12 protein-coding genes are annotated in these 10,171 nt (G+C 42.4%); 5 read left to right on the top strand and 7 right to left on the bottom strand.

What is annotated here, in order from left to right:
• The 7 genes from NZ896_05260 to hisG form a co-directional block, all read right to left on the bottom strand.
• The coding region (locus NZ896_05260; protein MCS7116864.1) for an imidazole glycerol phosphate synthase cyclase subunit at positions 1-572 on the bottom strand (572 nt) is incomplete at its 3' end.
• Entirely contained in the window at positions 569-1,300 is a 732-nt protein-coding gene (hisA, locus tag NZ896_05255) for a 1-(5-phosphoribosyl)-5-[(5-phosphoribosylamino)methylideneamino]imidazole-4-carboxamide isomerase (GenBank protein ID MCS7116863.1), read from the bottom strand. The genes hisA and NZ896_05260, both read right to left, overlap by 4 nt.
• Before the next feature lie 5 nt (positions 1,301-1,305).
• On the bottom strand, positions 1,306-1,905 hold the full coding sequence (hisH, locus tag NZ896_05250; protein MCS7116862.1) for an imidazole glycerol phosphate synthase subunit HisH: 600 nt from the start codon (positions 1,903-1,905) through the stop codon (positions 1,306-1,308).
• Positions 1,906-2,481: an imidazoleglycerol-phosphate dehydratase HisB gene (hisB, locus tag NZ896_05245; GenBank protein ID MCS7116861.1), complete on the bottom strand. Its 576-nt coding sequence runs from the start codon at positions 2,479-2,481 to the stop codon at positions 1,906-1,908.
• Positions 2,482-2,486: 5 nt separating this feature from the next.
• The gene (locus NZ896_05240; protein ID MCS7116860.1) at positions 2,487-3,656 is read right to left on the bottom strand and encodes a hypothetical protein; all 1,170 of its coding nucleotides are present in this window, start codon (positions 3,654-3,656) and stop codon (positions 2,487-2,489) included.
• An 8-nt stretch (positions 3,657-3,664) separates the two neighbouring features.
• Positions 3,665-4,969, bottom strand: coding sequence for a histidinol dehydrogenase (hisD, locus tag NZ896_05235; GenBank protein ID MCS7116859.1), 1,305 nt, complete (start codon positions 4,967-4,969; stop codon positions 3,665-3,667).
• On the bottom strand, positions 4,966-5,946 hold the full coding sequence (hisG, locus tag NZ896_05230) for an ATP phosphoribosyltransferase (protein ID MCS7116858.1): 981 nt from the start codon (positions 5,944-5,946) through the stop codon (positions 4,966-4,968). The genes hisD and hisG overlap by 4 nt, the downstream gene beginning before the upstream one ends.
• Before the next feature lie 264 nt (positions 5,947-6,210).
• Here hisG and NZ896_05225 point away from each other — a divergent pair, with 264 nt between their 5' ends.
• The 5 genes from NZ896_05225 to NZ896_05205 all read left to right on the top strand — a co-directional run bounded on the left by NZ896_05225 (position 6,211) and on the right by NZ896_05205 (position 10,119).
• The gene (locus NZ896_05225; GenBank protein ID MCS7116857.1) at positions 6,211-6,495 is read left to right on the top strand and encodes a twin-arginine translocase TatA/TatE family subunit; all 285 of its coding nucleotides are present in this window, start codon (positions 6,211-6,213) and stop codon (positions 6,493-6,495) included.
• A gap of 128 nt (positions 6,496-6,623) precedes the next feature.
• Positions 6,624-7,256 (top strand): molybdenum cofactor guanylyltransferase, encoded by a 633-nt coding sequence (locus NZ896_05220; GenBank protein ID MCS7116856.1) that lies wholly within the window; start codon positions 6,624-6,626, stop codon positions 7,254-7,256.
• Between the two features lie 33 nt (positions 7,257-7,289).
• Positions 7,290-8,162 (top strand): heme o synthase, encoded by an 873-nt coding sequence (locus NZ896_05215; GenBank protein ID MCS7116855.1) that lies wholly within the window; start codon positions 7,290-7,292, stop codon positions 8,160-8,162.
• A 123-nt stretch (positions 8,163-8,285) separates the two neighbouring features.
• Complete coding sequence (locus tag NZ896_05210; protein ID MCS7116854.1) at positions 8,286-8,999, top strand: nucleotidyltransferase family protein; 714 nt, start codon at positions 8,286-8,288, stop codon at positions 8,997-8,999.
• Between the two features lie 49 nt (positions 9,000-9,048).
• Positions 9,049-10,119, top strand: a complete 1,071-nt coding sequence (locus NZ896_05205) for a bifunctional phosphoglucose/phosphomannose isomerase (protein MCS7116853.1) — start codon at positions 9,049-9,051, stop codon at positions 10,117-10,119.
• Positions 10,120-10,171: the final 52 nt, after the last annotated feature.

Raw genomic sequence — 10,171 nt, 5'->3', positions numbered from 1 at the left:
TCTAAATCGTAACCGCTCTTCGTACCATCCCTATCGATCGATGTGACCAATAACTCACCAGCACCTAATGCTTCACAACGCTTAGCCCATTCGATAACATCCAAACCCGTCGGTTTAGTACCACTATATGTATATACTTCGAACCATACATTACCATCTTCTTCGACCTTGCGTTTGCCATCGATAGCTACAACTACACACTGCCGACCGAATCGCTCGGCCAACTCCTTGATGAGCATGGGGTTTTCTACAGCGGCCGTATTTATAGAGACTTTATCTGCACCACTCGATAAGATCATCTTCACATCCTCCACACTCCTGATCCCACCACCAACGATGAATGGGATATCTAGATGGGATGCTACATTACGTACCATCTCTATCAGAATCCTCCTCTTCTCTACAGATGCGGTTATATCGAGGAAGACCAGTTCATCGGCACCATCATCCCTATACTTTTTGGCGAGCTCTACGGGGTCGCCTATATCCCTCATATCACGAAAGCGAGTCCCCTTTAACACCCTACCGTGATCTACATCTAAGCATGGTATGATCCTCTTCGCCAAATTCATACTATACCCCCACACCTTTTGATCAATAGGATCGCCTCTTTAAGGTTTATAGTACCTTCATATAGGGCTTTCCCTAAGATCACACCCCTCACACCCAGATCTCTTAACTTTATCATATCTTCGATACTCCTTACACCACCGCTCGCAAAGATCTCTACACCCTTCACACCCCTTATCGACTCGATCGTAGATAGATCTGGCCCGCTCAATCCACCATCCCTATCGATCGAGGTCAATAGAAAGAGCTTCACACCCTCACCCTTAAATCGGTTTAAAGCATCTATAAGGGAGAATTCTGTAGACCTCCTCCAACCATCGACCATGACGATACCGGATCTATAATCGAGGGCGACCATGACCCTCTCACTCCCGTACTCTCTCAGTAAACCTTTTAATTCGATTGGGTTTTTGAATGCCAACGTACCCAACACAACCCTATATACACCCTCTTCGAATAACTCCTTCGCATACTTCGAATCCCTAATACCTCCACCCACCTGAACCGGGATATCCACCGACTTTACTATAGATAGGATCGATGGGCGATTACAACCTCTACCCAAGGTCGCATCCAAATCTACGATATGTAATCCATCAACCCCTAGATCCATCCAATTCTTAGCAACCGACGATGGTTCATCACTATACACCTTCATCGAGCTCGGATCGCCCCTCGTAAGCCTCACCACTTTACCATCCATGAGGTCGATGGAGGGCCATACTTCCAATCTGCTCACCGCCTACATAGCTCAAGAAAGTTCCTCAATATTTGATTCCCAACCTCACCAGACTTCTCTGGATGAAATTGAGTCCCAAAGATATTCTTATTAGCTACGATCACGGGAAATGTGATACCATAGCTAACCTCTGCAATACAGATACTCGATTCGTTGGGCTTTGGATAGTAGGAGTGTGCGAAGTAGACCCACGAATTATCTTCGATTCCATCCACAAGTTTATGTGACTTCTTTACCTTAAGGCGATTCCAACCTATGTGAGGGATCTTCACACCCTTTGGTAGTTTCAATACCTTGCCCAATAGTAACTTTAGACCATCTCCATGACCTTCTTCACTCTCTTCAAATAAGAGTTGCATGCCCAAGCAGATCCCGAAGATTGGGGTACCTTTATTCACGATCAAATCAATATATGCAGCATTTTGAGTTAGATGTCTGGAAGCGTGTGTAAAGTTTCCTACACCGGGTAGAATTATACCATCAAATTCACCCTTCTCCAAATATGGCGTTATATATGCATCGACACCTAACCTCTCTAAGGCACACTTTATACTAAAGAGATTACCGACACCATAATCCAATATCGCTATACGCAACTACATAACACCCTTCGAGCTCGGGATATCTCTACGCTTTACATCGCTCGAGACCGCCTGCCTCAATGCCAGTGCCAATGCTTTGAACGCTGCCTCAACCTTATGGTGCTCATTATCACCATACTGGACCTGTATGTGAACCGTCGCCTGTAGAGAATGGGTAAAGGATCGAATAAAATGGTAGATATCCTCCCTCACAATACCCTCTACATTATCTTTCTCTATCTTTAGATTCAATACGCAGAATGGCCTCCTTACCAGATCTACACTCACATAAGCCAAGGATTCATCCATAGGCACCATCGCGTAACCAAATCTTGAGATCCCCTTACGCTCACCCAGTGCTCTATTTAAACTCTCACCAAGGCATATCGCCAAATCTTCGATGATGTGGTGCTGTAAATCGCCCTTAGCCTCCACCTTTATATCGAATGAGCTATGAGTGGCGAGGGTCTTTATCAGATGATCAAGGTACTTTATACTCGTATCTACCTCTGCCTTCCCTTCACCATCTACATTCAATTCTACTAAGACCTTCGTTTCACGAGTCTCCCTTTCGACCCTCCCGATCCTCATAACCTTCACCTAAACCTCCTCAAAACCTTTGGTAATTGATTTACCGATTGTAACACTACATCAGCCCCTCGATCCAAGAAGAGCCTTAATTGGTCCTGAGCTTCACATCCATACCGACTGATATATATACCAGCAAAAAGGAATCTGTTCACAACTTTATTCGCCCTCTCTTCCATCAATAAGTCTTCGGTAGAGTTACCCACATACATTACTTTAGAGGCACCGAGTAGACCATCGGCAGCCTTTAATAATGGGTATGGGGCGGGCTTTACGAGCTCCATCAATTCATCTTTGGTCAACCCTTCCTTCAGCAGATCATCGGCAGAAAATACCATCGCTTCGAGATTAAAGTAACTCATGAGCTTTCCTAAGGTCTTTTGAGTGGCGTAGTAACCTCTACCCGAAGCGATACCCAGTTTACCTTCACCAAGGAGGTTCAAAAGTTCCTGTAGAGTTTCTTCCTTGACCATCAGCCTCTCATTCTCTATCATCCCCAGACCGAGTCTGAACTGCGGTTCGATTTTATACACCCTTTCAAATATTTCACTCCCCAAGTACGCCTCTTCAAAGAATGTAGTAACTAGGCTCTCCCCTATCTTACCTGGGTATTTAAGGAATTCTTTGAACGTGGTTAGAGATTCGCCATTCAAAAAGCCCTCTAAGGAGCTAATCCCTGAGCTATCGGCCATCCTTGCCAAGTTGAATAGGCCCTTCTGCAACTTCTCAATATTCAGTTGCACATCCTTCATAACGTTCGTACTCTTTAGTGATGAGGAAACCTCCATCAACCTCTCCTTAGCTTTCTTACAGAGCTCATTCGGTAACCTTCTGTAAATATCTGTAAATGTGCTCTGAAAATCTTTTGGGAGTTGTGAAAATATGTAAAGGAGTATTATGTAAGAGGTATCCCAATCGTTATTGAATCCTCCACTCATTCGTAATTGGTAGATAAGATTCATAGGTACAAAATCTTCAGGGAGTTCTATTCCTAATAATTGTGAAAGGATATAATTTACGGTGATCTGAATCGTCTTATCATATGAATCGCTCGCATCGATCAATACACCATCACAATCGAAGATTATCCCATCCACTCGTTCGATCGAATCTACAGAGTCTGCTCTTATGTAGCAAGTACCATCCAGATCTAACTCGATATAACGATAATGGTTCAAACCACAGATCAATCTTCCTTAAGCCTCTCCTCTACAGCTAGCCAATGATTGTAAAGACCCTCTATAGTAGCGACCGTGCGAATGGTCTCGGCAGATCTCCTTAAATATTCCTTTGAGCACTTCACCACATTTATTCTTTTAACAAAGTCCAGTATCGATAGGGCTGAGTAGATCGAAGCAGATCCACCAGTGGGGAGGACGTGATTCGTCCCTACATAGTAATCACTCATAGTAGAAGGGGAGTATTCACCGAGGAGTATGAGCCCAGCAGAATCGATCTTATCTACATACTCATCGGCCCCTTCCACCATGATTTCAAGATGCTCTGGAGCAAATAGATTCGCAAACTTAATTACTTGATCCATACTTTCACATATGGCGATAAAGCTTCTATTCGATAGCGCATTCTCCACAATCCCCCTCCTCTCTATAGATGGTAGAATTTTTTTGAGAAGATCGATTATTCGATCGGCTATATCTTTAGAGGTTGTCACTACACCACATATACTCTCTTCACCGTGCTCAGCCTGTGAGATTAAATCTCTCACCACGTTCTTCAGATCGGTTTTATGGTCTGCGATTATCAACAGCTCTGTAGGCCCTGCGAGTATATCTATCGATACATCACTAGAAACGATCTTCTTCGCTACAGTCACATATATATTGCCCGGACCGACGATCTTCTTCACGGGCTTTATACTCTCTGTACCGTAAGCTAATGCCGCTATCGCCTGTGCTCCACCGACCCTATAAATCTCCTTTACACCACAGATGTCAGCTGCGACCAATGTAAGTGGATTTAGGGTCTTCGACCTTGATGGTGGGGTACAGATGGCGATTCTAGGCACACCAGCAACGATCGATGGTATAGCGGTCATCAACACAGAGCTCGGATAAGATGCCCTTCCACCCGGAACATAGCACCCTACACTCTCAATAGGTTTGATATGGTTGATGATCTCTACACCTTTGTTGCGTATTCTCCATCTCAACCCCTTTAAATTCCTCTCTTCTACTCTCATGATATTCTTCTTTATGACCTTCAGGGCCGAGATCTCCCTCTCACCGACCTTTGAATATGCCTCATCGATCTCCTCTCGTTTGATCATGATCTCATCTCTATCCAATTTCACACCATCGAACTTTTCGGTGTACTCTATCAATGCCGCATCACCCCTATCGATAACATCTTGAATGATCTTCTTCACATCCTGCTCGATTCTTCGATCGATGTATTTGATAGATCGTAACTTATTCAATTCATCGATTATAGATTCTAATCGCTCATCTGTAACCATTTCAACCCTTATCAATCATTATCACTTTTCTTGACGATATCTTCTAACGATAGGATCTGTTGAGGTTCATGTACGACGAGGCCTTGGGCAAGCCTACGGAGGATCGGTAGCAACATTTGGAACTCTCGTTTATCTATAACTGTGTTCACAGAGTACCATCCCTTTTGAGATAATGGGCTCACCGTAGGTTTCTTCAATGCGGGTAACTGTTTGAGTAATTCATTTAGATTCTCTTTCTTTACATTCACAAATATGTGAAGTTTCTTTTCACCATCTAAGACACCCTTCAATAGTGTGAGTATATCGTAGATCTTCTCACACTTCCATCTATCCTTCATAGCCTCTCTATTGGCGATCAATATAGCCGATGATTCGAGGATCTTCTCAATGATCTTTAGGTTATTCTGCTCTAACGTAGTACCGGTCTCTGTGATATCGATGATCATATCCGCTTCTTCGGGAGGTTTCGCTTCTGTAGCACCGAAGGAGAGGTAGATCGTCACCCTTGGATTACTCCCTTTTCTCCACCAGGGAGTTACAGTTAAAGGATCCTCATCACCGTAGAGCTCCTTATAGATGGGGTTTGACTTTATATACCAAGATGCAAGATTCAAGTATTCTGTTGAAATCCTTAGATCCTTCTTCTCCCTATGAAAGGCTTTGAGCATATCAGATAGTGAGTTGAAAGGAGAGTTTTGTGGTATTGCACATACTAATTTAACCCGGCCATACTCTAAATTCAAGAGCTTCTCTACTTGAGCGTTCGTCTCCCGTATCCAATCCTCACCTGTAATACCCACGTCATGCAATCCTTCTGCCACACTTACGGGGATTTCTTGAGGCCTTAGTATCTTCAGTTCGATCTCTGGATCGCTGATGATAGGCCTATAGGTTCTATCGCTACCATAGATTTTATACCATGCACGCTCGAGGATGTTAAATGTAGCTTTCTCCAGTGAACCTTTCGGTATGGCGAATTTGACCTTATTCAAACTTATCGTCCACCTCAATATTTATACCAAGGATCCACTTTAATACATCTCGTTTTAACCATTTATATGAATTATTCTTATTACCGATGAAGGTAATCGCCTTCTATGAAGATAGACACTCCCTCCAGCTGGAAGGGGAGGAGGATCTTATATTTAAATGTAGCCTTTAAAGGGTGTTGATGGAAGGTCATTTCAAATACCTAGGAATATTCTAGAATAGAAAGGTTAAAATCATCCTAAATTCTTTAATAGTGCGGTAAAGGTATGTTCAATCACTATCTACAGATTTGGGGTTTGCAAGGTTGGGAGATTATACTCATAGCTGCGATAATACTGATTTTATTCGGTGCGAAGAAGATCCCTGAACTTGCCCGATCACTTGGACGTGCAAAGGCTGAGTTCAAGAGGGGGCAGGAAGAAGTCGAAGAAGGTGTGAGTGAGAAGGAAAGGTTGGAAAAGGTTGCGAAAGAATTAGGTATTAGTACAGAAGGCAAGAATGTTGAAGAGTTGCGAAAGGAGATTCAAAAGGCTCTCGAAAAAGGCTCTTGATAAATAGCACTCATTATATAGAAGTAGTAGGAGTAGTAGAAGTAGCGTTGTATAGATTTTGTAGTTGTTGTAAATGAAGGTCTTTGGAGTTTGAATCATAGTGGATAGAGGTTCGGTCGATAAGATCGATGGCGACCGTAATCCTCTCTGGAGGTTTGAGTAAAAGAATGGGTTCAGATAAAGGATTATTGATCTTAGGTGATAAACCATTAATTTTACATATCATCGAAGTTGTGAAGAATTTCTCGGATGAAATCATCGTTGCCATAAGTCGGAACTCCAACATTTTAAACTACAAGAAGATATTGCCCGATGATGTATACTTAGTGATCGATCTACTCCCTAAGCAGAGCCCAGTGGTAGGTATCTATAGTGGGTTGTCTAGAGTGACTACAGATTATGCCTTTATAGTATCTTGTGATACACCTTTTGTGAATTCAAAGGTCGTTAAATTCTTATTTGAAGAGGCGATAGATTTTGATGCCGCTATACCTCGATGGCCCAATGGTTTTATCGAACCATTACACGCAGTATATAGGGTGGTGAGTACTTTAAAGTCAGCCAAGGAAGCATATGAAGCTAACGAATTGAGGAATTTAGATATCGTTAAGAGGTTAAAAAGGGTAAAGTATATACCTATAGATAAGATTAGAGAATTCGATCGAGAATTATACACATTCTTCAATATCAACACACCTGAAGATTTCGAACGGGCTATTAAGATTATTGAGAGTAAAAAAGATAAAGATAAGGATAAATAAAACCATGACGATTGGTCTATCGTTTCGATCTTGGTGCACACCATTAGGAATACCATCATAAATTATTTTGAAGTGACCAAACCGAAGATCTGGTCTCTACTCTTATTCACGGCCATCGGTGCATTTATTGTAGCTAGTGAAGGGCAGATCCCTTACGATCGGTTATTTCTCATGATCGCCGCCGTAACGCTCGGCTCTGCTGGGGCGAATACACTCACAAATTATATCGATAGAGATATCGATAGCGTTATGAATCGCACAAGGTTGAGGCCCATACCATCTAGAAGGATCTACCCTGCCGTTAAAGCCCTCTACTTCGGCCTAATCCTTGTGATCTTATCATTTATCACTTCATACATTTTAAATCCACTCACACTTATCCTGATGATGCTGGGCATCTTCGATAATGTTATAATCTATAGTAAGATCTTCAAAAGGAAGAATCCTATCAATATAATCGTTGGAGGTTTCTCTGGTGGCATACCAGCGTTGATCGGTTATTCGGCTGTAAAGGGCTTCATTGATACCATTTCACTTATTATAGCAGCGTTGGTGGTGTTGTGGATCCCGACTCACATATGGAGCCTTGCCATCAGATATAAAGAGGATTATATCGCTGCAAAGGTGCCCATGCTCCCTGTAGTCGTAAGTGAAAAAGTAGCGGTAAGGTGCATAGGTTCAACCTCTCTACTCATGTTCATATTTAGCATAATACCATTCTTGCTCAATATATTCGGCACAATCTATCTTATCACAGCTATTATCTTTGGAGGGGCGATGTTCTTATTGAATCTATGGCTCATCGCAAAGCCGACCAAAGAAAGGGCTTGGATAGTATTCAAATTTTCTAGCCCCTATCTTGCGTTGATCTTTACCGCCATGATCTTGGATGTCTTATTAAGGTAGATAGCTAGAATGATTAGGATAAATAGGATTAGGATGATAGGTGTGAAGAATAGGGAAGATTTAGCGAGAACGATCGGTCGATTTCATAAGACTTATGTAGTGTGAAGGATTATTGATACGTTGATGGTAGCGTTAAAGGCGGTAATACTGGCTGGAGGTTTGGGGACCCGTTTAAGGCCATACACATTCTTCCTTCCAAAACCGATGCTCCCCCTCGGACATAAACCGGTCTTGGAGCATATAATCGATTGGTTAAGGGATAATGGTATATATGATATCATCATCTCGGTCGAATATTTGAAGATGTTCATTGAAGGTTACTTTGAGGATGGGCATGAATGGGGGGTTCGAATCAGTTACGCCCATGCTAAAAGGCCTTTGGGCACGGCTGGCCAATTAAAGGTCGCTGAAAAGTACATCGATGGAACATTTATCTGTATATATGGTGATACGATCTTAAATTTCGATTTAAAGGATGCATTGAACTTTCATAAGGATAAAGGTGCGCTGGCGACGATGATCCTCAAGCCCTACAAGATCTCCTTGAAGTACGGCTTTATCGAAATCGATGATGATGGTGCTATCAAAAGGTGGAGGGAGAAGCCAAAAGTGAGTGGGTTGATAAATACTGGGTGTTACATCATGGAGCCTCGATTCCTTCAATACATCCCTACAGATGTTATGTATGGTATGGATAGGGCGTTTAAGAATGCTTTAAGGGCTAAGGAACGCATATTCGGTTATATTACAAAAGGCGAGTTCATCGATATAGGTGATAAAAAGACCTACTTGGAAGCGTATGAGAAATACTTGAGGAGGCTCGGTAAGATTTTATAAGGCTACGTGACATACTTCTTGATAAGTTAGAATTGGAGTTGATAGAAGCATGGTACTTGAATCGGTAGAGGTTGAAAGGGTCGATCGACACGGGCTCTACCGTGATTACGTCGATTGGCCACACCATGCTAAAGAAGCGTTAAAGATCGATGTCAAATGCCCAGAAAGTATCGAGGCCCATAGGATCGTCATTGGAGGCATGGGTGGCTCGGGTATTATTGGGGATATTCTACAGGATTGGCTTCAATTTAAGATCGATATCCCTATCCATGTGGTAAAGGATTACCACTTACCTAGATTCGTTGATCGAAGAAGCTTCGTAATCGTTATAAGCTGTTCAGGCGAAACCGAAGAAGCGTTGAGTATATTGGCTGAAGCGTTAAAGAGAGGCGCAGCGATTGCAACGATATCTTCTGGAGGGATGCTGGAAGAGGTAAGTGTAAGAAAAGGTATTTGCCATACGAAGATTAAAATGCTACTCACCCCTAGATCGTCTTTACCCTACATGCTCTATACATCGGCCAAGGTTTTACTCAAGTCAGGGTTGATAGATGGTTTTGATGATGAATTAAAAGGCTCGATAAGTGTTTTAGAAGATGTAGGTAGATCGATCTTACCCACCATCGATCTTGAGCAGAATATTTCGAAGCAGATCGCAGACTGGCTCCATCTATGCCTACCTGTAATCTACGCTTCAAGCCTTCACCGTTCGGCTGCGATCCGATTTAAGAATTCATTAAATGAAAATGCGAAGGTTCATGCCTTGGTAGAGATCTTACCTGAATTGTGCCATAACGATCTTGCGACTTGGTTAAGGGATGGTATAGAGGGTTGGAGACCTCTATTTATCAGATATCCGAATGAACCTATCGAGGTTTTTGAGAGGTTCAACGCAGTTAAAGAGATCATCGAAGATTCTAATGTCGATGTGATGGAGGTGATGTCTAAAGGCAGATCCGATCTAGATTACATAATCTCGATGATATACATCCTAGATTTTGCATCGATCTACTCTGCCATTTTAAGGGGGATTGATCCAACTCCGATACAAAATATCGATCGATTGAAGGCGACTTTAGGAAAGAGGTTAAAGTATGTGGAGAGATTTGTGAAGATCTGATATAAACCTAAACCACACCTACCAATTCGGCCAATTCCCTTCTAGATGCTGC

The organism is Nitrososphaerales archaeon, assembly GCA_025058425.1.
In the GTDB taxonomy this organism is placed as follows: domain Archaea; phylum Thermoproteota; class Nitrososphaeria; order Nitrososphaerales; family JANXEG01; genus JANXEG01.
This window is presented reverse-complemented; position numbering and strand designations above follow the sequence as displayed.

Bases quoted from the DNA above. Each gene is read 5' to 3' on its own strand.
- hisB (MCS7116861.1), bottom strand. From the start codon at position 2,481: ATGAGGATCGGGAGGGTCGAAAGGGAGACTCGTGAAACGAAGGTCTTA.
- NZ896_05225 (MCS7116857.1), top strand. From the start codon at position 6,211: ATGTTCAATCACTATCTACAGATTTGGGGTTTGCAAGGTTGGGAGATT.
- NZ896_05220 (MCS7116856.1), top strand. From the start codon at position 6,624: ATGGCGACCGTAATCCTCTCTGGAGGTTTGAGTAAAAGAATGGGTTCA.
- NZ896_05210 (MCS7116854.1), top strand. From the start codon at position 8,286: ATGGTAGCGTTAAAGGCGGTAATACTGGCTGGAGGTTTGGGGACCCGT.
- NZ896_05205 (MCS7116853.1), top strand. From the start codon at position 9,049: ATGGTACTTGAATCGGTAGAGGTTGAAAGGGTCGATCGACACGGGCTC.